This is a genomic window from Pseudomonas sp. St290 (assembly GCF_018325805.1).
Classification (GTDB): domain Bacteria; phylum Pseudomonadota; class Gammaproteobacteria; order Pseudomonadales; family Pseudomonadaceae; genus Aquipseudomonas; species Aquipseudomonas bijieensis.
Map to the genome: position 1 here is coordinate 145,441 of NZ_AP014703.1, position 25,907 is coordinate 171,347.

The following is a 25,907-nucleotide window of genomic DNA, read 5'->3' on the forward strand; positions in this document are numbered from 1 at the left end:
GTGTGGTTGATGCGGTGTGTCTGGAAAAGGGAAGGAGAAGAATAAATGAATGGCCGGCCCCCCTGAGAGACCGGCCATTGCGTGCATCTTTTGAATCATTGGGGCTTGATGGCGGGAAGCGAAAGGGCTGCCCGAATTTCGTTCAAGGACTCGTAGAAATCCTTAGTGATTCCAAACAACCCTTTGCGAATCTCGTGAATCAGAGCCTCGTCATCTTGTTTGGCGATCTCAATGAACAAGGCGAACGTCAAGGAAATGCCTCGTGGCAGTCGCATGTAGCCCTTTTGGACTAGCTGCTTGGCACGCAGCTCGAGCAGTGGAAGGTTCCCTTTAAACACGGCATCCACTTTATCGATGCTATCGAGCTTCAGTTTGGTGCTGAGGTAGCGGTCATATTGGATGGTGTGCTCACTTTCATACCATTCCGAAAGAATCTCGATTCCGAATTTTTTCCCCAGCTCGGTATCCATCGCCGAAACCAGCAAATTCGACCGCGCGTAAGTGGAGATGTAGTTGTAAAACTCCCGCTCCAGCGTCTCAAGGATCAAGGTGTTTTTCGATTTGCCAAGCGTATTGGCAACGGCAGCGATGGTCTTGTCCAAGCTGCTGCTCAAATTACGCAGCGTGTAGGAGACCGTTTCGGCCTTTTCAGCATCAGTCATGGGAATGATTCCGGTAAAGCCCCTCGGAAGTAGAGGAGACGTAACCATCCTATTCTCTGGGAACCAATTTATCAATAGTGGTTCAAATTATTTTAAATGGTTCTTTTTGCACAAAATGAATCTCTTCGGATTCGGAACACATTTTATTTCAAGGCGACCATTGCCAGTCCCCTGTGGGAGCGAGCCTGCTCGCGATAGCGATGTCACAGGCAACATCCATGTTGGATTGATGCCCTTATCGCGAGCAGGCGCGCTCCCCCATTTTGGACTTGAAGGGTCAGGCAGAGGCTGCGCCAACCCCCACGGTGGTCCGCAACCGCCCTTCCAACCGGCGCTTGAGCCCGCGGGATTCGATCAGCAGTTTCGAGCCCTTGCTGGCGTTTGCCCGGCCCCATTCTTCCAGCAGCTCCAGGCACGAGTGGTCGATGTAGCTCAGGTTATTGAGCGGCACATGCACGGTGGCGCCTGTCGGTATGGTGCCCAGCACTTGGGTCAACGCCGGGACCTTGAGGAAGGTTGCCGCCCCGACCAACCGCAGTTCCATCTCACCGTCACTGGGCAGGTCGATCAGGCTGATTTTCAGGCGCGAGGCTTTCCAGGCTAGTTTCGCCAGGGTCAGGCCGAAACCGATCAGTACACCGGTCAACAGGTCGGTGAAGATGATCGCCAGCGCCGTGGCGGCGTAGGTGAACATCGGCATCCGGCCATAGCGGCCCAGGCTGCGAAACGCCTTGAGGTCCACCAGTTTGAAACCGGTGTACACCAGCACACCCGCCAGGCTCGCCACCGGAATGCTTTGCAGCACGCTGGACAGCAACAGCACGAAGAGCAACAGCCACAGGCCGTGGAAAATCGTCGACATTCGTGTAGTGGCTCCGGCCTGGACGTTGGCCGAGCTGCGCACGATCACGCCGGTCATTGGCAAGGCGCCGAGCAGGCCGCAGAGCATGTTGCCGATGCCTTGCGCCGACAGTTCCCGGTCGAAGTCCGCACGTTCACCGCTGTGCATGCGATCCACGGCGGCTGCTGACAGCAGGGTTTCGGCGCTGGCGATGAAGGCCACGGCGAACGCGGCGATCAGCAGCGTAGGGTCGGCCAGGTTCAGCAGGTCGGCCGGACGCAGCCAATCAATGGCTTCGGCGAGGTTCTCGGGGACTTCCACGCGTTTGACCTGCAAGGCCAGCAGCAGGCTGGCGACGGTCGCCAGGCCTACGCCAAGCAAGGCGCCAGGAATGAAGCGCAGGCTGTGGGGGCGAAATTTTTCCCACAGCCACATCACCGCAATCGTCGACAACCCGAGCAGGCCGGCCTGCCAGCCAAAGGATGGCAAAGCCTGGGCCACCGCTGCCGGGAACGCCGCCAGGTTATCCAGCCCTGACGGCTTGGGCGCGGCGTCAAGCATCACGTGGACCTGGGACAACACGATCAGCACGCCGATACCGGCGAGCATCCCGTACACCACCGCAGGTGCGGTGACCCGAAACCAGCAGCCCAGGCGAAAGCGCCCGGCCAACAATTGCAGCAGACCGGCCAGCAGCAGGATCGGTCCGAGCATTGCCACGCCATGCTGGCGCACCAACTCGAAGACCAGCACCGCCAACCCGGCGGCCGGGCCACTGACTTGCAGCTTGGAACCTGCCAGGAAACCCACCACCAAACCACCGATGATCCCGGTGATCAGGCCTTTGGCCGGTGGCAGGCCGGAGGCGATGGCAATACCCATGCACAAGGGTAGCGCCACCAGGAACACAACCACCGAAGCCAGCAGCTCCCGTGGCAGAACAGCTTTTAATTGAGCAGCACGCATGGCGACTCTCCCGCAGTTTTCTTCAGGCATGGCGAGGCCCTACCGCGCAAACAGCGGTAAGGCTTGAACCACACGAGGATGTTTAGGAGTGGTTAGAAGCGCGCTTTGGGCGTCGCCACCGGTATCGGATGGCTGCCATCGAGCGGCAGGAAACGTCCCTGGTCCGCGTCGTAGGCTTTGATCTCGCTGGTCTCGATGTTGTACACCCAACCGTGGATGAACAACTGACCGCTGGCCATGCGCGAGGCCACCGAAGGGTGCGTTCGCAAATGCTGCAACTGCGCGATCACGTTCTCTTCGGTGAGGATGGGCATGGTTTGCTTTTCGTCACCGCACGGACAGTTGTCGTGGACCATGGTCTTGGCCACTTCGGCGTGGCGCAGCCAGGCTTTTACCGTGGGCATTTTTTCCAGGGTGTCGGGGTTGAGCACCGCACGCATGGCGCCGCAATCGGAATGGCCGCAGACAATGATGTGCTGCACGCCGAGGGCCAGCACGGCGTACTCGATGGCCGTGGAGACGCCGCCGTTCATCTGCCCGTAAGGCGGAACGACGTTGCCGACGTTGCGGGTCACGAACAGGTCGCCGGGGGAGCTATGGGTGATCAACTCGGGCACGATGCGCGAATCGGCGCAGGTGATGAACATCGCCCGGGGTTTCTGGGCGGTGGCGAGTTTCTTGAAGAGTTCTTCCTGCTGCGGAAAGATCTCGTGATGGAAATGCAAAAAGCCGTCAACAATATGCTGCAGCGCTGCATCGGCGGTTTCCGCCTCGGGTTGGGCTGAAGCCGACGCAGCCAACGGCTGTTTATCCTTGTCACTCATGATTCATCCTCTTTTTGACGGTCTGACGCCAGTGGCTGGTTAAAAAACATCCAGGTCGAGATGTTCGACCCGTCAGTCACTCGCTGAACAAGGTAGCGGCCGAAACTTAACTCAAACTGAAATCGAAGGCTCTAGGACAACGATTCCAGGGGTGGCGAAACACTGGCGCAGTTCATGTCCAGTGGCCTTTCCAAGGTCAACTTTAATCAAATCAAAGACATCTGTCGGCCGGGCGGACAGAAGGCATCGCAATCAAGAGTGTATCCCTCGCGGCGCTCAAGCCCCAAGCGCTTGAGTGCCTTGGCGAAACGCTGGGCCAGCAGGTCGGCGAACGGGCCCTCGCCGCGCATCCGCGCACCGAAGCGGCTGTCATACAGTTCACCGCCGCGACTCTGGCGAACCAGGCTCAGCACGTGGGCGGCGCGTTGCGGGTAGTGCGCCTGCAACCACTCCTCGAACAGCGGCGCGACTTCCAGCGGCAGGCGTAGCATGACGTAGGCGGCATTCTGGGCGCCGGCGGCGTGGGCTTCGGCCAGCAGGCTTTCGATCTCGCTGTCATTGATCATCGGGATCATCGGTGCACACAGCACCCCCACGGCAATACCCGCCTCGCGCATGACCTTGATCGCCCGCAGCCGTGCCTTGGGTGCCGCCGCGCGGGGTTCGAGAATGCGCTTGAGTTCATCGTCCAGGGTGGTGAGGCTGATCATCACGTGCACCAGGCGTTGTTGCGCCAGCTCGGTCAGCAGGTCCAGGTCGCGCAGGATCAACGACCCCTTGGTGACGATGGTCACCGGATGCCGATAACGCAGCAGCACTTCGAGAATCCGCCGGGTGATCCGTTGTTCGCGCTCGATAGGCTGATAGGGATCGGTGTTGGAACCCAGTGCGATCGGCGCGCATTGATAGCCGCGCCGGGACAATTGCTCTTCCAGCACGTCGGCGGCATTGGTCTTGGCGATCAGCTTGGTTTCGAAATCCAGCCCCGGCGACATGTCCCAATAGGCGTGGCTGGGCCGCGCATAGCAGTAGATGCAGCCGTGTTCGCAGCCGCGGTACGGGTTGATCGAGCGGTCGAAGGGAATATCGGACGAGGTGTTGCGGGTAATGATGGTCTTCGCCATTTCGATGCGCACTTCGGTGCCCTGGGTTGGCGGGACTTCCTGGTGCCAACCGTCATCTTCAGCCACCGAGCGACTCGGGGCGAAGCGGTTGTGCGGGTTGGTCGCGGTGCCGCGGCCGCGAGGTGGAAGGGAGGCTGGCATGGGAATGCTCCGATAGCTGTATGTGCATACAGTATTCGCTGTATGCGATTAAGGCCAGTGCCATTCAGCAGTCCAAATACCGGATCATCGTTCACAACACTTTGACGTTCTCCTCACAGGCTTTTAACCGCAGCGAGCCGAAACTGATCATCTCGTATTCCTTCGTTTTCGGTCGTTCGTGCATGCTCAAGCTCTGTTCCCGTTCACTGCTCTGCCTGGCCTTGCTCATCGGGTTGGCCGAAACTTCCGCCCAAGCGGCTGATTCCACTGAGGCGAGGCCCGCGGAATGGGCGCAACCGGTGGAAAAGGACTACAACCTCTACCAGATGTCACCGACGCTCTACCGCAGCTCCCTGCCGGACGGCGGAGCGCTGCCTTTGCTGACGAAGCTCAGGATCGGCACGGTCATCACTTTCCTGCCGGAGTCGGACAAGCGCTGGCTGTCCACCCCCGGCATCGAGCAAGTGCAATTGCCCTATCGCACCAATCACGTCGATGACAGCGACATACTCAGGGCCTTGCGCGCCGTCCAGGCGGCCGAAGCCAAGGGGCCGGTGCTGATGCACTGCAAGCACGGCTCGGACCGCACCGGGCTGGTGGCCGCCATGTACCGGGTGGTGGTGCAGGGCTGGAGTAAAGAGGATGCCTTGAACGAAATGACCGAAGGTGGCTTCGGTGACAGCCATCATTTCAAGGACGGAGTGCGCTACATGATGCAGGCCGATGTCGACAAACTCCGCACGGCGTTGGCAAACGGCGATTGCAGCACCAGCGTCTTTGCCCTTTGCTCCCTGGAAAGTTGGGTCAACTCGACCACCACGACCCATCACCCTGACCCTCAGGCTGCGCTTCCCGAGCGCTGATCGGTCACGTGTCCAAGAACGCCTGGATCGATTCTGACAACGGTCGCGAATCGCCCGGCCCGAAAATCGTTTCGCGCAACGCCCGCCCGGTTTGCGGATTGAACAGCCCAGCGCGCTTGAATCTCTGGAACACGATCTTGGCCATTGCCCTGGACCAGGCATAGGCGTAGATCCCGGCTGCATAGCCGGTCACTAAATAGTCCAGGCCATTGGGCCAGCGTTCGTTCATGAACACGGGCAAATGCCCTACCTGTGTATTGATTCGATCGAATATTTGTTGGGCACTTTGTCCATCGCCATGGCTGCAGTGCAGTTCCATGTCGAATAACGCATCGCGCAAGAACCCGGCAATCTCCCAACTGGTCTGGGTATTGAGATAAAGCAGCAACTGGTCGGCGACTTTGTCCGGCAGGGGCGCCCCGGTTTGGTGATGCTTCGATATACGGATCAGGCATTGCTTGGTAAAGCACCATTGCTCGAACAATACCCCGGCAAATTCGGCCGTATCCCGGGAAAGCTCCGAGATACCCGAAACGTCGCGATATTCAGCCCGGGTCAATACATGGTGCAGGCAATGGCCGAACTCATGAAAAAGGATTCGCAGTTGCCGATGATCCAGCAATACAGCGCTTGCACCTGAACCACGCGGCAGCCAGCCATGCAAAACGGCGATAGGGTGCCGAGGCCGGCCCTCGGCGGTGATGCGGCGGTTTCGCATGGCGGTGGTGTGGGGGAAACCCTCCTGATTCGCATCCTCGAACGGATCGAAATACACATAGCCGATGGTCTCGTCCCGCTCGCGGACTTCGAAAAGACGCACCTGCGCATGCCAGGTAGCCACCTCCCGACGCTCGACGATGTCCACGCCGAACAGCTCCTTTGCGATCAGTAACAGCTGCGAAAACGTGGACTCCAGCGTAAACCAGGCGCTGACGGTCTGCTCTGAAACGCCGGCCGTTTGCTGACGAAGCTTTTGCGCCAGGTACTGATAATTCCAAGGCTGCAACTCGCTGAAACCTTGCTGCGCGGCAAAGGTCTCCAGCTGCTCGGCGTCCCGGATAAACACGCTTTGCTGGTGTTCGAGCTGCCCTTGCAGGAACGTCAGAACCTGTTCAGGCGACTCGGCTTGTTCCGCCTCGAGCACCATTTGAGCGTAATTTGAATAACCCAGTAAGGTCGCGTACTGGTGACAGTCCCTAAGCAACTGCGAAAGTACTTCGCCGTTATCGAACTGACCGGCATGGGGCCCTTGATCCGACGCCCGTGTGCTGTAGGCAACATACATTTGCTTGCGCAAAAGTTGATTGTCAGCGTAACGGCTGACGACGCGAAACGAGTGCTCATTGAGCGTCAGTAACCATCCCTTGCGCCCAGCCTTGCGTGCCCGCTCGGCCATGTCTTGTTTGAAAGACGACGGGAGGCCGCTCAGTTGAGCTTCATCGTCAAACGTTTTGCTCCAGGCTCTATTGGCCTCGTGCAAGTGCTCCAGGAACAGGCTCCGGGCGCCTCGGATACGCAATTTCAGGTCGTTCAAGTCCGCCTGTGAGGTAGATGCCAACCCCTCCAGGCGAAATTGCCGGAGGATTTTTTTCAGCGTTCTTTTTCTCGCTACAGTGAAATGCTGGGCTATCGGGCTGTCTGCCAGGCGTTGGTAGAGTTGAAACAGTTGAGAATTTTGCTTCAACGATCTCTGGAAATCCTGCAACCGCTCGCTGCAGTCGAGCGAAGCCTGTGTCCAAGTATCACCGGTCCTGGTTGAGGTCAGACGGTTCAGTAGGTAGTCGAACCCTTTCAATCGGGCATGGATTTCATCCATGGCCAACACCAGATCGTCCCACGTGGGAAACGGTGTTTGAGTCTCGATGATGGCGGCCACTTGATCGCGGCTCTCAGTGAGGATCCGATCGAGGGCCGGGGAAAAGTGTTCGGCTTGAATCCGCGAAAAAGGGGGCAGGTCATAGGCCTGCAACAGCGGATTATTGTCATTGGGCATAAGGCGCCTTCCGTGGTCTGGACTGGATGAACAGTCTGCTCAGGAAGGTGTGGCGCAGGGCGATATATATGTACCGCTTCCGGGCCCGTGGGCCCGGAAGTGCTGCCGGATAATTCAGTCGGTTTTTTTCTTCAACTTGGGGTTGGGGAAAAACTGCACCGCCTGGATCTTGGCATCCGGCACTTTAAGCGCCGAGGTGTTGACCCGGGTGCCCAATTCCTTGGGCACCGACAGGCCTTGCTCGTTGAGTGTGTCGGAGTAACCGCAGGCCACGCATTCACGGTGCGGTACGCCGTCTTCGTTCCACATCATCAGCTTGTCCGGCTCGCTGCAGGCCGGGCAGACCGCCCCGGCGATAAAGCGTCTCTTGGTAATCACAGGCCCCTCGCTCATGCTGCCGCGTCCTCGGTCAGGCCGCTATGGCGCAAGAGTGCGTCAATCGACGGCTCACGGCCACGGAAGTCGACGAACAGCACCATGGGCTCCTGGGAACCGCCACGGGCCAGGATGGCTTCGCGGAAGGCACGACCGGTGGCAGCGTTGAGCACGCCGTCCTCTTCGAACTTGGAGAACGCGTCCGCTGACAGTACTTCCGCCCATTTGTAGCTGTAGTAGCCCGCCGCATACCCGCCGGCGAAAATGTGCGCAAAGCTGTTGGGGAAGCGGTTATAGGCCGGCGGACGCATGACCGACACCTCGTCGCGCACGCCTTCGAGCACTTGCAGCACGCTGCGTCCGTCGCCGTGGGTGGCGTGCAGCTCGAAGTCGAACAGCGAGAACTCCAGTTGGCGGACCATCATCAGGCCGGACTGGAAGTTTTTCGCCGCGAGCATTTTTTCCAGCAGGTCCTGGGGCAGCGGTTCGCCGGTTTCGTAGTGGCCGGAAATCAGCGCCAGGCCTTCAGGCTCCCAGCACCAGTTCTCCATGAACTGGCTTGGCAGTTCCACGGCATCCCAGGCCACGCCGTTGATGCCGGACACGCCAGCGTGCTCGACGCGAGTCAGCAGGTGGTGCAGGCCATGGCCGAACTCGTGGAACAGGGTGGTGACTTCGTCGTGGGTCAGCAGCGCCGGCTTGCCGCTGTCGGCCGGGGTGAAGTTGCACACCAGGTTCGCCACAGGGCTTTGCAGTACACCCTCGATCGTACGGCGACGGTCGCGGGCGCCGTCCATCCAGGCGCCGCCACGCTTGTTGGCGCGGGCGTAGAGGTCGAAGAAGAAGCGGCCGACATGCTGGCCGTTCTCCTTGATTTCGAACAGGCGCACATCCGGATGCCAAGTGTCGAAACCTTTCAGTTCGGCGATTTCGATGCCGTACAGGCGTTGCACGATGGCAAACAGGCCGCTCAGCACTTTGTCGATCGGGAAGTAGGCGCGCAGGGCTTCCTGGGCCACGCTGTAACGCTGCTGGCGCAGTTTTTCACCGTAGAAACCGCTGTCCCAGCTTTGCAGGTCGGGGCAGCCCTGTTCGGCGGCGAAGGCTTTGAGCTGCTCCAGGTCCAGGGCGGCGAACGGCTTGCTGCGCTTGGCCAGGTCACGCAGGAAGCTGAGGACCTGATCGCTGGATTCGGCCATCTTGGTCGCCAGGCTCAACTCGGCGAAGTTGGCGAAACCGAGCAGTTGGGCCAGTTCCTGACGCAGGTCGAGGATCTGTTCCATCACCGGGCCGTTATCGTTCTGACCGGCATTCGGGCCCTGGTCGGAAGCGCGGGTGCAGTACGCCGCGTAGACTTCTTCACGCAGGGCGCGGTCTTCGGCGTAGGTCATCACCGCGTAATAGCTGGGGAATTCCAGGTTGATCAGCCAGCCGTCCAGTTCCTTGGCCTGGGCAGCCGCGGCCATTTGCGCCTTGGCCGAATCGGTCAGGCCGGCGAGGGCGACTTCATCGGTGACGTGCTTGGTCCAGGCCTGGGTCGCGTCCAGCAGTTGGTTGGAGAAGCGGCTGCCCAGCTCGGAGAGTTTGCTTTGCACTTCGGCGTAACGCTTCTGCTGCTCGGGCGGCAGGTCGATGCCCGACAGGCGGAAGTCGCGCAGGGAGTGTTCCAGGATGGTTTTCTGCGCCACGTCGAAACCAGCGGCTTCGGGGCTGTTGGCCAAGGCTTCGAAAGCCTGGAACAGTTCGCGGTTCTGGCCCAGTTCCGTGGAGTAGGCACTCAGCGCCGGCAGGCAGGCCTCGTAGGCCTCGCGCAGTTCAGGGCTGTTGCGCACGGCGTTCAAATGACTGACCGGGCTCCAGGCGGCGCCCAGGCGATCATTGAGCTCGTCCATCGCCAATACCAGGCCGGCCCAGGTAGGCTGCTGGACTTGGGTCCTGAGGAGTTCGGCGATGGCGGCACGGTTGTCAGCCAGGATCTGCTCGATGGCCGGTTGCACGTGCTCGGCACGGATCGCCGAGAATGGCGGCAGGTCATAGGGCTGTAAAAGAGGGTTGTTCACGCTCACGGTCGACACCTTGGCTGGAAGAAACATGGGCCCATCTTAATTACAATCGACGTTCACCGCAGCTAGCAGCGCCTATCACTGGATAAGAGAGAGCCTATCGTGACCCTTCGTACGTACCAGAACCACAGCCCGCGGCTAGCCCGTGGCGCTTTTGTCGACAGCACCGCGGTGGTGATCGGCGACGTCGAAATCGGCGAAGACAGCTCCGTCTGGCCGCTGACGGTGATTCGCGGTGACATGCACCGCATCCGTATCGGTGCGCGTACCAGCGTCCAGGATGGTTGCGTGCTGCACATCACCCATGCCGGTCCCTTCAATCCCGATGGCTTCCCGCTGTTGATCGGCGACGACGTGACCATCGCCCACAAAGTCATGCTCCATGGCTGCACCGTAGGCAGTCGGATCCTGATCGGCATGGGCAGCATCGTCATGGACGGCGCGGTGGTCGAAGATGATGTGATCATCGGTGCCGGCAGCCTCGTACCGCCGGGCAAGCACCTGGAAAGCGGCTTCTTGTATGTGGGCAGCCCGGTGAAACAGGCCCGGCCACTGACTGACAAGGAGCGCGCTTTTTTCACTTACAGCGCGGCGAACTACGTGAAGCTCAAGGATCTGCACTTGGCCGAAGGCTACGACCAGGTCTGAATCGCCCGCCACTCCCAGGAATGTTCATGCATTACCAAACCGTACTCTTCGACCTCGATGGCACCCTTACCGATCCCCGCGAGGGCATCACCCGTTCGATCCAGTTCGCCTTGAGCAAACTGGGCATCGACGAACCCGACCTGACCCGCCTCGAGCACTTCATCGGCCCGCCGCTGTTGCAGGCCTTCATGCAGTTCTATGACTTCGACGAAGCGAAGGCCTGGGAGGCGGTGAATTTCTATCGTGAGCGATTCAAGGTCACCGGCCTTTATGAGAACCGTGTCTTCGACGGTGTGATGCCCCTGCTGGAAACCCTGGGCGGCCAGGGTCGGCAACTGTACATCGCCACTTCCAAGCCCTGGGTCTTCGCCCGGGAAATCGCCCGTCATTTCGACTTCGCCCGGCACTTCAAGGTGATCTACGGCAGCGAACTGGACGGCACCCGCACAAACAAGGTCGAACTGATTGCCCACCTGCTGGCCGAAGAAAGCCTCGACCCGGCCAGCACCCTGATGATCGGCGACCGCAAACACGACCTGATCGGCGCCCACAGCAATGGGCTGGATGCGGCAGCGGTGGGGTATGGGTTTGGTAGCCATGAAGAACTCAGCGCCGAGCGCCCGGCGTATCACTTCCAGACGGTGGACGAGCTGCATCAGGCGTTTTTGCGGGGTTAGTCATATTGCAATCGCGGGCAAGCCTTGCTCCCACAGAGCAGTACCTGGAATGCCTGAGGGCGGCATGCACCCTGCCTGTGGGAGCAAGGCTTGCCCGCGATGGGCCGTCATGGACACAGCTTGAATCGAGTCAAACCCATATCGCGTCCCACAATGGATAGTCCCCGATTTTCGTAACCAAACCGGCCCGCAACGGGTTCGCCACGATGTATCGAGCGACCGTTTGCAAATCCTCCTCCTTGCGAATGGCCCGGTCATGGAACCCATCCTGCCAAAGCGATCCTTCCCGCTGCATCAATCGATTGAAGGTAACTGTGGCCCGAGATTTTGTTCGCGCAATCAGTTTGGAGAGTCCTATCTCCTGCAATTCGATCAGCCAGTGAAAATGGTCCGGCATCACCACCCAGGCCAACGAATGGGCAAATTGCTCTTCCTGAGCCTTCCGAAAGGCATCAACCACCAAGCGTCCTGTCTCGAAGCGACCAAAAAACGGCTCGCGGTCGCGCGTATTCACTGTCAATAAATAGATTTGCCCAGACTGCGAATAACGTCCGGAACGTAACTGTTGGGAATGAGGCCGTGTGGTCACAAGTGATCATCCTTAATCTGTCCTTTAGTTCAAGGCTAGGACAGCAGGAGTAGATCCGGCTTGGAATGTTGGAGCAGGATGTGTCTGGTTTGACGCCATCGCGGGCAAGCCTTGCTCCCACATCAGGACCGGAACTGGCTTGGCGCTACCCCGCTCCAGCGCACGAAGGCATGGCGAAAACTGGCGGTTTCGCTGAAGCCCAGGCGTTCGGCGATGCGATGGATCGGCAACTGGTCCTCGCAGAGCATCTGCTTGGCCCGTTCGAAGCGCAGTTCGTCCAGCAGTTCCTGGTAGCTGCAACCCAGATCCTTGAGGTGCCGGCGTAAGGTGCGCGCCGAGCAGTTCATTTGTTCGGCCAGGCCTTCCAGTCCGGGAGCGGCGTCCAGTTGGGCGGCGAGCAGCTGGCGAATCCGCCCCAGCCAGGCCTGGCGGCCGGTGAACTCGGTGTTCTGCCGGCGGCAGCGTTCGGCCATGGCGTGATGGGTGATGGGGTCGGCCAGGGGCAAGGGTTGGTCGAGCCAGTGTCGCTCGAAAGCGAAAGCATTATCGACGCTGTCAAAGCGCACTGGGCAATCGAATAGCGCTGCGTAACGCGCCTGGTAATCGGGTGCCGGATGTTCGAAGCGTGCTGCGCGCAATGGCAGCGTGTGGCCGAGCAGGTCGTTGCAGATGATATTCAGCGAAACCATGCAGAACTCGGCATTGAACACCGCCAGGGCCGGGTTTTCCCGATAATCGCTGGCGCTGAACCATATGCAGTCGCCGTCATCGTCCAGGTTCAGGTCGAAGAGTGTTCCCAATAGCGCCGGATAGCGCAGCGCCAGGCGCAAGGCGTCACCTAAGGTGGCACTGGTGAGCAGGGCGTAGCCGAGCATGCCGTAGGACGAAACGTGCATGCGCAGGCCCAGTTCCAGGCCGATGTCGCGCTTGAGGGCCACGGCGTTGGCGCAGACCTGCATCTCCTGGTTGGTGGTGATGCGCGTGTCGGCCCGGCTCAGGTCCGCCGCGCTGATGCCGCTGCCGGCCAGCAACGCATCACTGGACAGCCCTTCGCTTTTAAAGGTGCTGAGTACCAGTGAGACGGCGTTCAGGGTGGTGAGGTGAGAATGAAGCATGTCCGTTTCCAGCCTGGGGAAGCTGGAAACGGAGCAAGTTATATGCCGGGCGAAGATTGCAAGGCTTGAGCGGGCCCTGTGGGTGTCAGCTCAGCTCGCCACACAGGTCCAGCTCCACCAGCCGCCGAACTTCGTCTACCGGCAAGCCCGCGCCAATCAACGCCTGCAACTTGCCAAGCGCAGCCTCGCGAGTCATGCCGCCGCCGGAGAGTACGCCAACGCCACGCAAGCGACTGCCAGCCTCGTACACGTCCAGCTCGACGCCACCTTCATGGCATTGGGTCACCGCCACCACCACCACGCCGTTGTCCCGCGCTCGCTCGAGGCTGGCGAGGAAGGCCGGGTTGTCGCTCGGCCCGGTACCGCTGCCATAGCACTCCAGCACCAGACCCTGGATGCCACTACCCAGCAGGCCATCGAGGATCTGCGCGCTGATGCCGGGAAACAGTGGCAGCGCCGCGATGTTCGCCAATTGCTTGGGCTGGTCGTAATTCAACTGCACCGGCAGGGAGGATGCCTTGGCGCCGCCGCCCTGGCGCTCCAGGCGCTTGAACGGGTGACGACCGAAGCTGCGCACTTTCGCGCAACGGGTCGGTGCCAGCAGTTCGCCGTGGAAGTACAGGTGCACGCCCGGCGCCAGGCCATGGCCGAGCGCGACCAGTGCGCCGCTGAGGTTTTCCCAGGCGTCGCTGTCGGTCACGCCGGCGGGCAACATGGAACCGGTGAAGCAGACCCGCGCATGCAGGCCCAGCAGTTGGAAGCTCATCGCCGCTGCGCTGTAGGCCAGGGTGTCGGTGCCATGCAGGATCAGTACGCTGTCGCAGCCCTGCACGTCCACGGCATCGACCACTGCTTCGCGCAGTTGCTGCCAGTAGGCCGGGGTCATGTTGGCGCTGTCGATCAGCGGCGACATTTCCCGGAAGCGCCATTGCGGCACGACGAGTTCGGGTTGGCTGTGCAGGTAATCACGCATCCGCGCTTCGAAACCGGATGCCGGGGCCAGGCCGTGGGCGCTGGCCTGCATGCCTATGGTACCGCCGGTGTAGAGCACCATGACGTGCTGGGCGGCGGGGTAGGTGGTGGAATTCATGGTTGTTCTCCGAGGACGAAAACGGCAGCTTGGGTTAGCCGCCACAACATAAGGTCGAGCATGACGCCGACCTTATGCTGTGTCACGCCGGGCGCAGGGGATGCGCCCGGTTTTTTCCAAACAGCTTGTTACCGATCAGCGTTGCGCTGCGGTCACGCCAGCAACAGCGGCGTCAGGCTTGGTAACCGGCGTCGAGGGGGTCGCAGGCCAAGCCTTGCGGTCCAGGTCCAGATCCGGGAACTTGCTGGAGTCGAAGACTGGCGTCTTGATACCGGCCGAACGCTGGTCATCGTAGTCGCGCAGGATGCGCATGCCGACCTTGAACAGCAGGAACAGCGCGATCAGGTTCACGAACGCCAGCAGGGTCATGGTGATGTCGGCGAAGGCGAACACGGTGCTGAGGTTTTCGATGGCGCCCCAGAAAATCAGGACCAGGACCAGCGCGCGGTAGACGATCAGGGCCTTGCGGTTTTCACCCAGCATGAAGCGCAGGTTGTTTTCGCCCAGGTAGTAGTTGTAGAGGATCGAGGTGAAGACGAACAGCGCCAGGGCCACGGAGATGAACATCCGGCCCCAGTCACCGACTACGGCTGCCAGGGAGTTCTGGGTCAGGGCAATGCCGTCGCCTTCGAAGCCTGGGGTGTAGAAGCCCGACAGCAGGATCAGCAGCGCGGTGCAGGTGCAGATCACGAAGGTGTCGAGGAACACGCTGAACGCCTGTACCACGCCCTGGGCAACCGGGTGCTCGACGGAGGCTACGGCGGCCACGTTAGGCGCACTGCCCAGGCCGGCTTCGTTGGCGAACACGCCACGCTTGACGCCCATGACGATGGCACTGCCGATCAGGCCGCCAAAGGCCTGGTCGAGGCCGAAGGCGCTCTTGACGATGGTCGCCAGCATGGCCGGTACGTGGTCGAACTGCAGCACGATCACGTAAATGGTCACGGCGATGTATGCCAGGGTCTTGACCGGTACCAGCAGGTCGGCAACCTTGGCGATACGCTTGATCCCACCGATGAACACCAGGCCCAGCAGCACCGCCAGGCCCAGGCCGGTGTAGGTGGTGTCGAAGCCGAAGGCGTTGTTCAGCGAGTGGGTGACCGCGTGGGCTTGCAGGCCGTTGAAAGCGAAGCCGAAGGTGACCAGCAGCAGGAACGCCATGATCATGCCCAGCCAGCGCTTCTGCAGGCCGTGCTGGATGTAGTAGGACGGGCCGCCACGGTACTGGCCTTCGGAGTCGCAGCGCTTGTAGAGCTGGCCGAGGGAGCATTCGAAGAAGCTGCTGGACATGCCGACCAGAGCGGTCACCCACATCCAGAAGACTGCGCCCGGACCGCCAAGGGTCACGGCGATGCCGACACCGGCAATGTTGCCCGCGCCGACACGGCCAGCGAGGCTGAGCATCAGGGCCTGGAAGGAGCTGAGCTGGTCGGTGCTGCTTTTCAGACTGTCACGGAAGACCGTGAACATGTGAAAGAAATGACGGAACTGTACGAAACGCGAGCGGATCGTGAAGTAGCCACCGAGCCCGACAATGAGCACGATCAGCACTTTCCCTGAAAGGAAGTCGTTGATGACTTCGAGCATGAGTATTCCTCGCTGTTTTTTGTTTAAGCAAATGCTGGCCATTTGGAAACATTGCGTTACATCGGTCGGCGCGCGGCACGACAGGTGAGGGCGATGTTGCGTCCCGGTCCATTTTTTGCGGGTTTGTTATTAGTTCGGTTTTCGCATGTTTAAGGGTCTCGCTGCCGACGACCGCTCATGCGAAGAGGGGCGGCACTATACCTATCAGTGCGGTGCCCGTCTGCACAGTTGTGGTGCGTCCGACGAAACGGATCCTTTGAAACACCTGGCCTTTCGGTCAGGTTCTTGTGGGGGCGAGCTTGCTCGTGTTGGCTGGCGACGCGGTTTACAACGGGCAGCGCGTCGTCGTTTATCACGAGCAGGTTCCTTCCCACAGGTTCGGTCATCCTTGGCTGCTATCAATTAAAAAAAGGGCTTGGGGAATATTCCCCAAGCCCTCAAAAGGTGAGAGGTGTCTAGTCCCTCGACCTGGTGAGCGGTGCTCGTGTCGATCACGCTTTGAGCGGGACCAGACGCGGAGCGATCATGTTTTCCGGGCGCAGGATGTCGTCGAGCATGGCGTCGTCGAGCAAGCCTTCTTCGCGCACCAGTTCCAGCACGCCGCGGCCACTTTCCAGGGCAACGCGGGCGATGCGGGTGGCGTTTTCATAGCCAATGTATGGGTTCAGGGCGGTGACCAGGCCGATCGAGTGCTCGACCAGTTCGCGGCAGCGCGCTTCGTTGGCGGTGATGCCGACGATGCAGTGCTCGCGCAACATGTCCATGGCCCGTTGCAGCAGGCGGATCGAGTCGAAGATCTTGAAGGCGATCAGCGGTTCCATCACGTTCAGTTGCAGTTGGCCGCCTTCGGCCGCGATGGTCAGGGCCAGGTCGTTGCCGATGATCTGGAACGCCACCTGGTTGACCGCTTCCGGGATCACCGGGTTGACCTTGCCGGGCATGATCGAGCTGCCTGGCTGACGGGCCGGCAGGTTGATTTCGTTGATGCCGGTGCGTGGGCCGCTGGACAGCAGGCGCAGGTCGTTGCAGATCTTCGACAGCTTGACCGCGGTGCGCTTGAGCATGCCGGAGAACAGCACGAAGGCGCCCATGTCGGAGGTGGCTTCGATCAGGTCGGCGGCCGGGACCAGCGGTTGGCCGCTGATGGTTGCCAGGCGCTGCACGGCCAGGGCCTGGTAGCGCGGGTCGGCGTTGATGCCGGTGCCGATGGCGGTGCCGCCCAGGTTCACTTCGGTGAGCAACTCAGGCGCCAGGGTTTTCAGGCGTGCCAGGTCTTCGCTCAGGGTGGTGGCGAAGGCGCGGAATTCCTGGCCGAGGGTCATCGGCACAGCGTCTTGCAGCTGGGTGCGGCCCATTTTCAGGACATGGCTGAATTCTTCACCCTTGGCCGCGAACGCCTGGATCAGGCTGTCGAGGCTGGCCAGCAAGGCGTCGTGGCCCAGCAGCAGACCCAGGCGGATCGCAGTCGGGTAGGCGTCGTTGGTGGACTGCGCCATGTTCACGTCGTTGTTGGGGTGCAGGTATTGGTACTCGCCTTTCTGGTGGCCCATGGCCTCCAGCGCGATGTTGGCGATGACTTCGTTGGCATTCATGTTGGTCGACGTGCCGGCGCCGCCCTGAATCATGTCCACCACGAATTCTTCGTGGAAATCGCCGCGGATCAATCGTGCACAGGCTTCACTGATGGCTGCGTGCTTGGCTTCGCTGAGCTGGCCCAGTTCACGGTTGGCGTCAGCGGCGGCCTGTTTGACCATGGCCAGGCCGACCACCAGCTTGGGGTAATGCGAGATCGGGACACCGGAGAGACGGAAGTTGTTTACCGCTCGCAGGGTCTGGATGCCGTAATACGCTTGCGCCGGTACTTCGAGTACGCCAAGCAGGTCTTTTTCTGTGCGGAATGATGCAGCGGAGGACATGATAGAAATCATCTCGATAAGGACCCGGTCTGAGCCGGAACGCTGCGAATCCTAGGCTCTGGGAAAAATTAGGGCCAATGCTGTTAAACACTGGGCTATGCATATTCGGCATAATGCCGGTGTGACGCCGGCGGCGCGGCGAACGTGTGACCTGTTTTGGTGCGTTTAAGGGAGGGTGGTGGGATGAATCTTGAAAGCAAATGGCTTGAGGACTTCAGTGCCCTGGCCGCTACCCGTAGTTTTTCCCAGGCGGCCGAGCGGCGCTTCGTGACGCAGCCGGCGTTCAGTCGGCGAATCCGTAGCCTGGAGGCGGCGCTGGGACTGACCCTGGTCAACCGTTCGCGTACGCCCGTCGAGCTGACGGCGGCGGGGCAGTTGTTCCTGGTGACGGCGCGCACGGTGGTCGAGCAACTGGGTGAAGTGCTGCGCCATTTGCATCATCTGGAAGGCGGACAGGGCGAAGTCATTCAAGTGGCCGCCGCCCACTCCCTGGCGCTGGGATTTTTCCCGCGCTGGATCGCGCAATTGCGCAACGAGGGGATGAACATTGCCACGCGGCTGGTGGCGACCAACGTGGGCGACGCCGTCCACGCCCTGCGTGAGGGGGGCTGCGACCTGATGCTGGCCTTCTACGATCCGGATTCGGCCATGCAGATGGACCCGGAGATCTTCCCGTCGCTGCATCTGGGTCAGACCGAGATGCTCCCGGTGTGCGCCGCCGATGCCAACGGCAACCCGCTGTTCGACCTTGAAGGTGAGGCCAGTGTGCCGTTGCTGGCCTACAGTGCCGGGGCGTTCCTCGGGCGTTCGGTCAACCAGTTGCTGCGCCAGCGAGCCCTGCGTTTTACCACGGTCTACGAGACGGCCATGGCCGACAGCCTGAAAAGCATGGCTCTGGAAGGCTTGGGCATCGCCTGGGTGCCGCACCTGAGCGTACGCGCCGAACTGGCCCGGGGGGAGCTGGTGATCTGCGGCGGCCCGCAATGGCACGTGCCGTTGGAGATCCGCCTGTACCGCTGCGCCCTGGTGCGCAAGGCCAATGTGCGGTTGTTGTGGCGCAAGCTTGAGGGTGGTGTGGCGCAGAACGCCATCGGATCCTGAAAACAACGCAGAACCCCTTGTGGGAGCGGGCTTGCTCGCGAAGGCGGTGTGTCAGTCGCCACCTTCTGAACTGACACACCGCCTTCGCGAGCAAGCCCGCTCCCACAGTGGATTTGCGCTGATGGTTCGCTGACCTGCAGGTCAATAAATCCGCCGTTTCACCGCAAATGACAGATGGTCGGCGAAAGTGCGTTTAACGCACCATTTTCGGTATACTGCCCGGCCTTCGGTCGGTTCACCCGGCCATAATTCGTACAACAAGCCACGCCGGTTTCCTGCGTGGCTTGTTGTTTTTTGACGCGCCTGCGGGCGCCCAGAGAGAAGAGGCACGACGATGAGTGCACTGGTTGGCGTGATCATGGGCTCCAAGTCCGATTGGTCCACCCTTAGCCACACCGCCGATATGCTGGAAAAGCTCGGCATCCCTTACGAGGTGAAAGTGGTCTCCGCCCACCGTACCCCGGACCTGCTGTTCCAGTACGCCGAAGAGGCCGAGGCGCGTGGCATCGAGGTGATCATCGCCGGTGCCGGTGGCGCCGCCCATTTGCCTGGCATGTGTGCGGCCAAGACCCACCTGCCGGTGCTGGGCGTGCCGGTCCAGTCTTCGATGCTCTCGGGCGTCGATTCGCTGCTGTCGATCGTGCAGATGCCGGCCGGCATCCCGGTCGCTACCCTGGCCATCGGCAAGGCCGGTGCGATCAACGCGGCCCTGCTGTCGGCAAGCATCCTGGGCGCCAAGCATCCAGAATTTCATACCGTGCTGAAAAAATTCCGCGCTGAACAGACAGACAGTGTCCTGGACAATCCAGACCCACGTATTGCCTGAGGTTGTTGACGAATGAAGATCGGTGTAATCGGTGGCGGCCAGTTGGGTCGCATGTTGGCCCTGGCGGGTACGCCGCTGGGGATGAACTTCGCTTTCCTGGATCCGGCGCCGGACGCCTGCGCCGCGGCACTGGGTGAACACCTGCGGGCCGACTACGGCGATCAGGATCACCTGCGCCAATTGGCCGATGAGGTCGACCTGGTGACCTTCGAGTTCGAAAGCGTCCCGGCCGAAACCGTGGCCTTCCTGTCCCAGTTCGTCCCGGTCTACCCGAGTGCCGAAGCCTTGCGCATCGCCCGCGACCGCTGGTTCGAAAAAAACATGTTCAAGGACCTGGGCATCCCCACGCCGGCCTTCGCCGACATTCAATCCCAGGCCGACCTGGACGCCGCCGTTGCCGCCATCGGCCTGCCGGCCGTGCTCAAGACCCGCACTTTGGGTTACGACGGCAAGGGCCAGAAAGTCCTGCGCACCCCTGAAGACGTGGCCGGTACCTTTGCCGAGCTCGGTAGTGTGGGCTGCCTGCTGGAAGGCTTCGTGCCGTTCACCGGCGAAGTCTCGCTGATCGCCGTGCGGGCCCGTGACGGTGAAATCCGCTTCTACCCGCTGGTGCACAACACCCACAAGGACGGCATCCTCAAGCTGTCCGTCGCCAGCACCGACCATCCGTTGCAGGCCCTGGCCGAGGACTACTCCAGCCGGGTGCTCAAGCAGCTCGATTATGTCGGCGTGATGGCGTTCGAGTTCTTTGAAGTGGACGGCGGCCTCAAGGCCAACGAAATCGCGCCTCGGGTACACAATTCCGGGCACTGGACCACCGAAGGCGCCGAGTGCAGCCAGTTCGAAAACCACCTGCGGGCGGTGGCCGGGCTGCCGCTGGGGTCGACCGCCAAGGTCGGTGAGAGCGCAATGCTCAACTTCATCGGCAAGGTCCCGGATAGCGAGAAAGTCCTGGCGATCGCTGACTGCCATTTGCACCACTATGGCAAGGCGTTCAAGGCCGGACGCAAGGTCGGTCACGCCAACCTGCGCTGCGCTGACCGGGCCACGCTGGCTCAGCAGATCATCAAGGTCGAGACGCTGATCGCCGAACAATAATCTGGAACGACGGTGGAACCATTCGTCGGCTAATCTCTCTCATGGCTAAGTGCCAAAGTCTGACTAGGCTTTGGCCATAGCTATCCAACCAGAGGGAAATGCCATGGGAATCATCGGAACCATTTTTATCGGCTTGATCGTTGGCCTGCTGGCACGCTTCCTGAAACCAGGCGATGACAGCATGGGCTGGATCATGACCATCCTGCTCGGTATCGGCGGTTCGTTGGCAGCCACTTACGGTGGCCAGGCCCTGGGCATCTACCAGGCCGGTCAAGGCGCGGGCTTCATCGGTGCCCTGGTGGGCGCGATTGTGTTGCTGGTGATCTACGGCCTGATCAAAAGAAACTGATTCAAATGCGACAAAGCCCTCTCTGCGTGGCGCGCAGAGGGGGCTAGAATGCCCGGCGATGCACTTCCTACTCATTGCCGAGCCCTTTCATGCGCCGTCTAGTGTTGACCCTTCTTTTGCTGGGCAGTGGCCTGGCCCATGCTGCCGAACTGCCGGAAACCGACTGGCTCGAACTGATGCCCAAGTCGGACCAGAAAGCCCTCGAGGCCATGCCCGAGATCGACCACAACTCCCCGGAAGCCAACGGCACCTTCACCGAAAAAGGCGGCCTGAAGCAGAGCAAGGGCTTGCCGGCGGTGATGTATTCGACCAAGACCGTGGCGTCGATGAATGACAAGCACATTCGTATCGGCGGTTACCCGGTGCCCCTGGAAAGTGATGCCAAGGGCCGTAGCACGCTGTTCTTCCTGGTGCCTTACCCTGGCGCCTGCATCCACGTCCCGCCACCGCCGCCTAATCAATTGGTGTTGGTGCGCTATCCCAAGGGCTTGAAGCTGGACGACATCTATACGCCGCTCTGGGTAACGGGCACGTTGAAGATCGAAAAGGTCGACAACGATCTGGCGAGTGCGGCGTATGCGCTGGATGCGGAGAAGGTGAGGGTGGTGCAGGAGGCGGATCTGTAGCGCCAGTGTAGTTCCACTGTGGGAGCGAGCCTGCTCGCGATAGCGGGCTGACAGTCGACATCTGCATTGACTGGTGCAGCGCTATCGCGAGCAGGCTCGCTCCCACAAGGGATTTGTGGTGTGGCTTAGAGCGGCTTGCTACCGATGCTCACGCCCAGGGTATGACTGGCCTGTGGCAACAACGTCACCACATCGTCCATTACATTCGCTGTCTCGATGCACAACATGCGCTGCCAGCCATCGTCGGCCATGTCGCTGAAGGCCTTGGCGCGTTCGGTCCAGGGGTTCCAGATCACCGCCGAGCGCGAACCGCTGCTGGTCAGTTCGATCCGCCGTTCCCAGTGCGGGTCAAGGATGCTCAGCGTCGGCGGGGTATCGAGGTAGATGCGGTCGGTTTCGCCGGCAAAGTGCAGGTTGCCGGCCTGGGTATGGGTGTTCCAGTCGTCCAGGGTCTCGATGTAGCTCAAGCCATCCACCCCTTCGACCTGCACGTTGCGCACGTCGCTCACGGCGAAATAGCTGTGCAGCGCCTGGCTAAGGCTGACGGTTTCGCTGCCACGGTTATGGCTGGTGAGGTGGATGTGCAACTGCTCGTCCATCACGATAGTCAGCGTCAGGTCCACCTGGTGCGGCCAGCCCGAGAGACCGTTCTCGGGATAGGGCAGCACAAATTCCACCTTCAGGCTCTCGCCTTCGGTTTCGATGCCCTTCAACTCCCAGTCCATCGCCCGCACCAGGCCATGGGCGGTGGCTGGATCGTTGCTCACGCGCATGGCTTGTACGCTGTCGGGGTTGCGCGTCAGGTTGCCGAACCATGGCCAGCACACCGGCACGCCCGCACGGATGCTCTTGCCGGTCTTGAACGTGGCCTGGTCGTTGAGCCAGATCAGCGGCGGCTGGCCGTCCACTTGATAGCTGAGGATATGCGCGCCTTGTTGGGCCACCAGCAACTCGGCCTGACCGTGGCGGATGCGCCAGGCATTGAGTTCATCCAGTTTGACGGCTTCGACGTTGGGCGTAGGCATGTTGCAAATCTCGCTCGAGAACAGGGACTGCAATGGACCGCAAAACGGCCGTGGTGTTTAACGAGCGCGCGGCGGAACCGAGCGGGTGCGACCGCTGCCGTCGATGGCGACGAAGACAAATACCGCCTCGGTCACCTTGCGCCACTCACTGGACAGCGGGTCGTCGCTCCAGACCTCGACCATCATCTGGATCGAGCTGCGGCCGATTTCCAGCGCCTGGGTATAAAAGGACAGCTGCGCACCCACCGCCACCGGTACCAGGAACGCCATGCGATCGATCGCCACGGTGGCCACGCGTCCGCCAGCCACTTTGCTGGCCATGGCGGTGCCGGCCAGGTCCATCTGGGACACCAGCCAGCCGCCGAAAATATCGCCAAAGCCGTTGGTCTCGCGAGGGAGCGCGGTGATTTGCAGGGCCAGGTCGCCTTGCGGGATTGGATCTTCTTGTTCGAGTTCTATCATGCCGGGGGTGCCTCTGACCCGTAACGCTGTCTTGTGCTTCAGGTGAATAGCCGTCTTTGTAAAAAACGATTCAGCCCGAACATGCTGCGTTCGTCACGTTTTTCGTAAAGGCGTGCCAAAGGGAAACTCTGCGAAACCGGCTGGTTCTGGTACTACTCCCCCAACGACGTTTTCGCACAGCAACCCCTTACAGAGTACTGCAAGGTTGCGAGTATATCGGGCGATAGACGTCGAGACGACCACTCGGTTCTGATTTCGACTGTCAAATACGCGCCTCTATGTGCTTTTTTGAACAATTTGCTATCGTGCCGGACCTGCCCAGGCCCCCAACCCGTGTCTTCAGGGTTGCAGAACCGACTATAAGAGAAGCCCTTGCCATGACCACTGCGCCTTCGAGCACGGCGACGCCCGCACAACCGGCACGTCCACTGACCCGCAATGATTACAAGACCCTGTCGCTTTCTGCCTTGGGCGGTGCGCTGGAATTCTACGATTTCATCATTTTCGTGTTCTTTGCCACCGTAGTCGGCAAATTATTCTTCCCTGCCGAAATGCCCGAGTGGCTGCGTTTGATGCAGACATTCGGCATTTTCGCCGCCGGTTACCTGGCCCGGCCGCTGGGCGGGATCATCATGGCCCACTTCGGCGACCTGCTGGGGCGCAAGAAAATGTTCACCCTGAGCATTTTCATGATGGCCGTGCCGACCCTGATCATGGGCCTGTTGCCCACTTATGCGCAGATCGGCATGTGGGCACCCATCCTGCTCTTGCTGATGCGGGTGATCCAGGGTGCGGCCATCGGCGGAGAAGTGCCGGGCGCCTGGGTATTCGTTTCCGAACACGTTCCGGCGCGTCACATCGGCTATGCCTGTGGCACGCTGACCTGCGGCCTGACGGCGGGGATTTTGCTGGGTTCGCTGGTCGCCACCGCAATCAACAGCCTCTATACGCCGGTGGAAGTGGCCGATTACGCCTGGCGCATTCCGTTCCTGCTCGGCGGTGTGTTCGGGCTGTTTTCGGTGTACCTGCGTCGCTGGCTGCACGAAACCCCGGTGTTCGCCGAGCTGCAACTGCGCAAGGCCCTGGCCGAGGAAGTGCCGCTGCGGGCGGTACTGCGTGATCATCGTGGCGCCATTGCCATTTCGATGCTGCTGACCTGGTTGCTGTCGGCCGGCATCATCGTGATCATCCTGATGACCCCGACCGTGCTGCAGACGGTGTACCACTTCAGCCCGACCACCGCGTTGCAGGCCAACAGCCTGGCGATCGTGTTCCTGAGCTTTGGCTGCATCGGCTCCGGCGTACTGGCCGACCGCTTTGGCGCCGGTCGGGTCTTTGTGTTCGGCAGCACCTTGCTGCTGATTACCTCGTGGACGTTCTACCACAGCCTGTTCGACCACCCCGAATGGCTGTTCCCGCTCTATGCCCTGAGCGGGTTGCTGGTAGGCACCATCGGCGCGGTGCCTTATGTCATGGTCAAGGCATTCCCGGCGGTGGTGCGCTTCAGTGGCCTGTCGTTCTCCTACAACCTGGCGTATGCGATCTTCGGCGGCCTGACCCCGATGATCGTTACCCTGCTGCTCAAGGAAAGCCCGCTGGGGCCGGCGTATTACGTGGCGGTCATCTGCGGGATCGGGATTGTGGTGGGTGGTTATCTCTGGAAGAAGGGGCGCTAGGTCCGAATCTTTTACTGACTGCACTGGCTTCATCGCGAGCAGGCTCGCTCCCACATGGATGCTGCGTTCACCGCGAATCCCCTGTGGGAGCGAGCTTGCTCGCGATTGGGTCCGCATGAATCATCTTGCAAAACTCAATGCTGGCCTTTCATCCAATTGTCATATTTCAGCCATAGAGTGTTCACACGGCTTATCGATACTTTGCCGACTTAACACACCCTATCTGCTAGGAGTAAGGCATGAAACTGAAGCGTTTGATGGCGGCAATGACTTTTGTCGCTGCTGGCGTTGCGACTGCCAACGCGGTTGCCGCTGTTGACCCTGCGATCCCGAGCTACACCAAGACCACTGGTGTATCGGGCAACCTGTCCAGCGTCGGCTCCGATACCCTGGCGAACCTGATGACCTTGTGGGCCGAGAACTACAAGAAAGAATACCCGAACGTAAATATCCAGATTCAAGCCGCCGGTTCCTCCACCGCGCCGCCCGCACTCACCGAAGGCACCGCCAACCTGGGCCCGATGAGCCGCAAGATGAAGGACAACGAACTGCAGGCCTTCGAAACCAAATACGGCTACAAGCCAACCGCTATCCCGGTTGCCGTGGACGCCCTGGCGGTATTCGTGCACAAGGACAACCCGATCCAGCACCTGACCATGGAACAGGTCGACGCGATCTTCTCGTCCACTCGTCTGTGCGGCGCCAAAGCCGATGTGAAAACCTGGGGTGACCTGGGTGTGACCGGCGACCTGGCCAACAAGCCAGTGCAACTGTTCGGTCGTAACTCGGTATCCGGCACCTACGGCTACTTCAAGGAAGAAGCCCTGTGCAAAGGCGACTACAAGCCAAACGTCAACGAACAACCAGGCTCGGCTTCGGTCGTGCAGTCGATCAGCTCTTCGCTGAACGGCATCGGTTATTCGGGCATCGGCTACAAGACCGCCAGCGTGAAGACTGTGGCCCTGGCCAAGAAAGGCAGCACTGACTTCATCGAAGACACTGAAGAAAACGCCCTGAACGGCAAGTACCCGCTGTCGCGTTTCCTCTACGTCTACGTCAACAAGGCACCGAACAAGCCTCTGGCCCCGCTGGAAGCCGAGTTCGTGAAGCTGATCCTGTCCAAGCAAGGCCAGGAAGTCGTGGTCAAGGACGGCTACATCCCGGTACCTGCCAAAGTCGCCGCCAAGGCACTGGCTGACCTGGGGCTGCAAGAAGGCGGCAACGTCGCCAAGAAGTAATAATCCGGCCTAGCCCGGACCTTGTGGGAGCG

The 25,907-nt window shown here is 60.7% G+C and carries 24 protein-coding genes; 10 read left to right on the forward strand and 14 right to left on the reverse strand.

Going from position 1 to position 25,907, the window contains the following annotated elements:
- Positions 1–95 precede the first annotated feature (95 nt).
- The 4 genes from PBDP_RS00605 to PBDP_RS00620 form a co-directional block, all read right to left on the reverse strand.
- Positions 96–662, reverse strand: coding sequence for a hypothetical protein (locus PBDP_RS00605; protein WP_109752937.1), 567 nt, complete (start codon positions 660–662; stop codon positions 96–98).
- A gap of 277 nt (positions 663–939) precedes the next feature.
- Positions 940–2,469, reverse strand: a complete 1,530-nt coding sequence (locus tag PBDP_RS00610) for a SulP family inorganic anion transporter (protein WP_109752938.1) — start codon at positions 2,467–2,469, stop codon at positions 940–942.
- Between the two features lie 92 nt (positions 2,470–2,561).
- A complete protein-coding gene (locus tag PBDP_RS00615) occupies positions 2,562–3,293 on the reverse strand; it encodes a carbonic anhydrase (protein WP_109752939.1) in 732 nt (243 codons plus the stop codon).
- 206 nt (positions 3,294–3,499) lie between these two features.
- Positions 3,500–4,558, reverse strand: a complete 1,059-nt coding sequence (locus tag PBDP_RS00620) for a PA0069 family radical SAM protein (RefSeq protein ID WP_163855908.1) — start codon at positions 4,556–4,558, stop codon at positions 3,500–3,502.
- A 182-nt stretch (positions 4,559–4,740) separates the two neighbouring features.
- Here PBDP_RS00620 and PBDP_RS00625 point away from each other — a divergent pair, with 182 nt between their 5' ends.
- A complete protein-coding gene (locus PBDP_RS00625; RefSeq protein WP_212801689.1) occupies positions 4,741–5,421 on the forward strand; it encodes a phosphatase domain-containing protein in 681 nt (226 codons plus the stop codon).
- Positions 5,422–5,425: 4 nt separating this feature from the next.
- On the opposite strand, the gene PBDP_RS00630 is transcribed toward PBDP_RS00625, so the two are convergent.
- The 3 genes from PBDP_RS00630 to prlC form a co-directional block, all read right to left on the reverse strand.
- Entirely contained in the window at positions 5,426–7,390 is a 1,965-nt protein-coding gene (locus PBDP_RS00630; protein WP_249411831.1) for a M3 family metallopeptidase, read from the reverse strand.
- Between the two features lie 138 nt (positions 7,391–7,528).
- Positions 7,529–7,807, reverse strand: a complete 279-nt coding sequence (locus PBDP_RS00635) for a YheV family putative zinc ribbon protein (RefSeq protein WP_212801690.1) — start codon at positions 7,805–7,807, stop codon at positions 7,529–7,531.
- Positions 7,804–9,882, reverse strand: coding sequence for an oligopeptidase A (gene prlC, locus PBDP_RS00640; protein WP_212801691.1), 2,079 nt, complete (start codon positions 9,880–9,882; stop codon positions 7,804–7,806). The genes PBDP_RS00635 and prlC overlap by 4 nt, the downstream gene beginning before the upstream one ends.
- Before the next feature lie 72 nt (positions 9,883–9,954).
- Between prlC and PBDP_RS00645 the strand changes: the two genes are divergently transcribed.
- A complete protein-coding gene (locus PBDP_RS00645) occupies positions 9,955–10,500 on the forward strand; it encodes a gamma carbonic anhydrase family protein (protein ID WP_109752942.1) in 546 nt (181 codons plus the stop codon).
- 26 nt (positions 10,501–10,526) lie between these two features.
- Positions 10,527–11,177 (forward strand): HAD family hydrolase, encoded by a 651-nt coding sequence (locus PBDP_RS00650; protein WP_109752943.1) that lies wholly within the window; start codon positions 10,527–10,529, stop codon positions 11,175–11,177.
- A 130-nt stretch (positions 11,178–11,307) separates the two neighbouring features.
- Here PBDP_RS00650 and PBDP_RS00655 read toward each other — a convergent pair whose 3' ends face one another.
- The 5 genes from PBDP_RS00655 to aspA all read right to left on the reverse strand — a co-directional run bounded on the left by PBDP_RS00655 (position 11,308) and on the right by aspA (position 17,474).
- Entirely contained in the window at positions 11,308–11,766 is a 459-nt protein-coding gene (locus tag PBDP_RS00655) for an REP-associated tyrosine transposase (RefSeq protein ID WP_163855895.1), read from the reverse strand.
- A 122-nt stretch (positions 11,767–11,888) separates the two neighbouring features.
- Positions 11,889–12,881, reverse strand: a complete 993-nt coding sequence (locus PBDP_RS00660) for an AraC family transcriptional regulator (RefSeq protein WP_109752944.1) — start codon at positions 12,879–12,881, stop codon at positions 11,889–11,891.
- Positions 12,882–12,966: 85 nt separating this feature from the next.
- On the reverse strand, positions 12,967–13,971 hold the full coding sequence (locus PBDP_RS00665) for an asparaginase (RefSeq protein WP_109752945.1): 1,005 nt from the start codon (positions 13,969–13,971) through the stop codon (positions 12,967–12,969).
- A gap of 135 nt (positions 13,972–14,106) precedes the next feature.
- Positions 14,107–15,558, reverse strand: a complete 1,452-nt coding sequence (locus tag PBDP_RS00670; RefSeq protein ID WP_109752946.1) for an alanine/glycine:cation symporter family protein — start codon at positions 15,556–15,558, stop codon at positions 14,107–14,109.
- 491 nt (positions 15,559–16,049) lie between these two features.
- On the reverse strand, positions 16,050–17,474 hold the full coding sequence (gene aspA / locus PBDP_RS00675) for an aspartate ammonia-lyase (protein WP_003196363.1): 1,425 nt from the start codon (positions 17,472–17,474) through the stop codon (positions 16,050–16,052).
- 183 nt (positions 17,475–17,657) lie between these two features.
- Between aspA and PBDP_RS00680 the strand changes: the two genes are divergently transcribed.
- The 5 genes from PBDP_RS00680 (at position 17,658) to PBDP_RS00700 (ending at position 21,474) form a co-directional block, all read left to right on the forward strand.
- A complete protein-coding gene (locus tag PBDP_RS00680) occupies positions 17,658–18,575 on the forward strand; it encodes a LysR substrate-binding domain-containing protein (protein WP_212801692.1) in 918 nt (305 codons plus the stop codon).
- 334 nt (positions 18,576–18,909) lie between these two features.
- Positions 18,910–19,401, forward strand: a complete 492-nt coding sequence (gene purE / locus PBDP_RS00685; protein ID WP_109756519.1) for a 5-(carboxyamino)imidazole ribonucleotide mutase — start codon at positions 18,910–18,912, stop codon at positions 19,399–19,401.
- Between the two features lie 12 nt (positions 19,402–19,413).
- Positions 19,414–20,499 (forward strand): 5-(carboxyamino)imidazole ribonucleotide synthase, encoded by a 1,086-nt coding sequence (locus tag PBDP_RS00690; protein WP_109756520.1) that lies wholly within the window; start codon positions 19,414–19,416, stop codon positions 20,497–20,499.
- 103 nt (positions 20,500–20,602) lie between these two features.
- Positions 20,603–20,848: a GlsB/YeaQ/YmgE family stress response membrane protein gene (locus tag PBDP_RS00695; RefSeq protein ID WP_003187057.1), complete on the forward strand. Its 246-nt coding sequence runs from the start codon at positions 20,603–20,605 to the stop codon at positions 20,846–20,848.
- An 89-nt stretch (positions 20,849–20,937) separates the two neighbouring features.
- The gene (locus PBDP_RS00700) at positions 20,938–21,474 is read left to right on the forward strand and encodes a DUF3299 domain-containing protein (protein ID WP_109756521.1); all 537 of its coding nucleotides are present in this window, start codon (positions 20,938–20,940) and stop codon (positions 21,472–21,474) included.
- Between the two features lie 125 nt (positions 21,475–21,599).
- On the opposite strand, the gene PBDP_RS00705 is transcribed toward PBDP_RS00700, so the two are convergent.
- Together PBDP_RS00705 and PBDP_RS00710 are read right to left on the reverse strand one after the other, a co-directional pair.
- Complete coding sequence (locus PBDP_RS00705) at positions 21,600–22,499, reverse strand: D-hexose-6-phosphate mutarotase (protein WP_109756522.1); 900 nt, start codon at positions 22,497–22,499, stop codon at positions 21,600–21,602.
- 57 nt (positions 22,500–22,556) lie between these two features.
- Positions 22,557–22,961 carry an acyl-CoA thioesterase gene (locus PBDP_RS00710; RefSeq protein ID WP_003177184.1) on the reverse strand — a complete coding sequence of 135 codons (405 nt, stop codon included), beginning with the start codon at positions 22,959–22,961 and terminating at the stop codon, positions 22,557–22,559.
- 377 nt (positions 22,962–23,338) lie between these two features.
- Between PBDP_RS00710 and PBDP_RS00715 the strand changes: the two genes are divergently transcribed.
- Together PBDP_RS00715 and PBDP_RS00720 are read left to right on the forward strand one after the other, a co-directional pair.
- Entirely contained in the window at positions 23,339–24,637 is a 1,299-nt protein-coding gene (locus PBDP_RS00715) for an MFS transporter (RefSeq protein WP_212801693.1), read from the forward strand.
- A gap of 239 nt (positions 24,638–24,876) precedes the next feature.
- The gene (locus tag PBDP_RS00720; protein WP_116833870.1) at positions 24,877–25,875 is read left to right on the forward strand and encodes a phosphate ABC transporter substrate-binding protein PstS; all 999 of its coding nucleotides are present in this window, start codon (positions 24,877–24,879) and stop codon (positions 25,873–25,875) included.
- Positions 25,876–25,907 lie beyond the last annotated feature (32 nt).

Excerpts from the sequence above, each read along its gene's own strand:
- PBDP_RS00605 (WP_109752937.1), bottom strand. The coding sequence starts at position 662 with ATGACTGATGCTGAAAAGGCCGAAACGGTCTCCTACACGCTGCGTAAT.
- PBDP_RS00610 (WP_109752938.1), bottom strand. The coding sequence starts at position 2,469 with ATGCGTGCTGCTCAATTAAAAGCTGTTCTGCCACGGGAGCTGCTGGCT.
- PBDP_RS00615 (WP_109752939.1), bottom strand. The coding sequence starts at position 3,293 with ATGAGTGACAAGGATAAACAGCCGTTGGCTGCGTCGGCTTCAGCCCAA.
- PBDP_RS00620 (WP_163855908.1), bottom strand. The coding sequence starts at position 4,558 with ATGCCAGCCTCCCTTCCACCTCGCGGCCGCGGCACCGCGACCAACCCG.
- PBDP_RS00625 (WP_212801689.1), top strand. The coding sequence starts at position 4,741 with ATGCTCAAGCTCTGTTCCCGTTCACTGCTCTGCCTGGCCTTGCTCATC.
- PBDP_RS00635 (WP_212801690.1), bottom strand. The coding sequence starts at position 7,807 with ATGAGCGAGGGGCCTGTGATTACCAAGAGACGCTTTATCGCCGGGGCG.
- prlC (WP_212801691.1), bottom strand. The coding sequence starts at position 9,882 with ATGTTTCTTCCAGCCAAGGTGTCGACCGTGAGCGTGAACAACCCTCTT.
- PBDP_RS00650 (WP_109752943.1), top strand. The coding sequence starts at position 10,527 with ATGCATTACCAAACCGTACTCTTCGACCTCGATGGCACCCTTACCGAT.
- PBDP_RS00660 (WP_109752944.1), bottom strand. The coding sequence starts at position 12,881 with ATGCTTCATTCTCACCTCACCACCCTGAACGCCGTCTCACTGGTACTC.
- PBDP_RS00665 (WP_109752945.1), bottom strand. The coding sequence starts at position 13,971 with ATGAATTCCACCACCTACCCCGCCGCCCAGCACGTCATGGTGCTCTAC.
- PBDP_RS00670 (WP_109752946.1), bottom strand. The coding sequence starts at position 15,558 with ATGCTCGAAGTCATCAACGACTTCCTTTCAGGGAAAGTGCTGATCGTG.
- aspA (WP_003196363.1), bottom strand. The coding sequence starts at position 17,474 with ATGTCCTCCGCTGCATCATTCCGCACAGAAAAAGACCTGCTTGGCGTA.
- PBDP_RS00680 (WP_212801692.1), top strand. The coding sequence starts at position 17,658 with ATGAATCTTGAAAGCAAATGGCTTGAGGACTTCAGTGCCCTGGCCGCT.
- purE (WP_109756519.1), top strand. The coding sequence starts at position 18,910 with ATGAGTGCACTGGTTGGCGTGATCATGGGCTCCAAGTCCGATTGGTCC.
- PBDP_RS00690 (WP_109756520.1), top strand. The coding sequence starts at position 19,414 with ATGAAGATCGGTGTAATCGGTGGCGGCCAGTTGGGTCGCATGTTGGCC.
- PBDP_RS00695 (WP_003187057.1), top strand. The coding sequence starts at position 20,603 with ATGGGAATCATCGGAACCATTTTTATCGGCTTGATCGTTGGCCTGCTG.
- PBDP_RS00700 (WP_109756521.1), top strand. The coding sequence starts at position 20,938 with ATGCGCCGTCTAGTGTTGACCCTTCTTTTGCTGGGCAGTGGCCTGGCC.
- PBDP_RS00705 (WP_109756522.1), bottom strand. The coding sequence starts at position 22,499 with ATGCCTACGCCCAACGTCGAAGCCGTCAAACTGGATGAACTCAATGCC.
- PBDP_RS00710 (WP_003177184.1), bottom strand. The coding sequence starts at position 22,961 with ATGATAGAACTCGAACAAGAAGATCCAATCCCGCAAGGCGACCTGGCC.
- PBDP_RS00715 (WP_212801693.1), top strand. The coding sequence starts at position 23,339 with ATGACCACTGCGCCTTCGAGCACGGCGACGCCCGCACAACCGGCACGT.
- PBDP_RS00720 (WP_116833870.1), top strand. The coding sequence starts at position 24,877 with ATGAAACTGAAGCGTTTGATGGCGGCAATGACTTTTGTCGCTGCTGGC.